Source organism: Mesorhizobium marinum, from assembly GCF_040813675.1.
Taxonomy (GTDB): domain Bacteria; phylum Pseudomonadota; class Alphaproteobacteria; order Rhizobiales; family Rhizobiaceae; genus Mesorhizobium_K; species Mesorhizobium_K marinum.
Genome location: NZ_JBFOCI010000028.1, coordinates 1 through 953, shown reverse-complemented (window position 1 = coordinate 953; position 953 = coordinate 1). Strand labels below are relative to the sequence as shown.

At 65.2% G+C, this 953-nt stretch carries 1 protein-coding gene; it reads left to right on the top strand.

All coding sequences use genetic code 11. The features are described 5' to 3' along the window. A partial coding sequence (locus ABUE31_RS22690; RefSeq protein ID WP_367726037.1) for a sulfatase-like hydrolase/transferase occupies window positions 1–953 on the top strand: 953 nt, incomplete at both ends.

The window sequence follows — 953 nt, the reverse complement described above, 5'->3', positions numbered from 1 at the left end:
GACGATATCGGCACCTGGAACATCAGCCACCGCAATCTCGGGATGATGGGCTACCGGACGCCCAACATCGACCGCATCGCGGCCGAAGGGCTCGCCTTCACCGACTACTACGCGCAGCAGAGCTGCACGGCGGGCCGCGCGGCGTTCCTGGGCGGCAACGTGCCGGTGAGGACCGGCATGACCAAGGTCGGCCTGCCCGGCGCCAAGGAAGGCTGGCAGACGACCGACGTCACCATCGCGACGGTGATGAAGAGCCAGGGCTACGCGACCGGCCAGTTCGGCAAGAACCACCAGGGCGACCGCGACGAGCACCTGCCGACCAACAACGGCTTCGACGAGTTCCTCGGCAACCTCTACCACCTCAACGCCGAGGAGGAGCCCGAGAACCGCGACTATCCGAGGGACAGGGTCCTCGCCAACGGCAAGACGTTCCTCGAGCAGTTCGGCCCGCGCGGCGTGATCCACTCCTGGGCGAATGCGGACGGCACGCAGAAGATCGAGGACACCGGCCCGCTCACCAAGAAGCGCATGGAGACGATCGACGACGAGACGGTGGCGGCGGCCAAGGAGTTCATCACCAAGCAGAACGCGGCGGGAAAGCCGTGGTTCGTCTGGTGGAACGGCACGCGCATGCACTTCCGCACCCATGTGAAGGAAGAACACACCGGCATCTCGGGCCCGAGCGGCGACGAGTATCATGACGGCATGGTCGAGCACGACATGCATGTCGGCGAACTGTTGAAGCTCGTCGACGACCTCAACATCGCCGACAACACGATCGTCTTCTATTCGACCGACAACGGCCCCCACTACAACACCTGGCCGGACGCCGGCACGACGCCGTTCCGCAGCGAGAAGAATTCGAACTGGGAAGGCGCCTATCGGGTTCCGGCCTATATCCGCTGGCCGGGCAAGTTCCCGGCGGGCACGGTGCTCAACGGCATCGTCGCGCA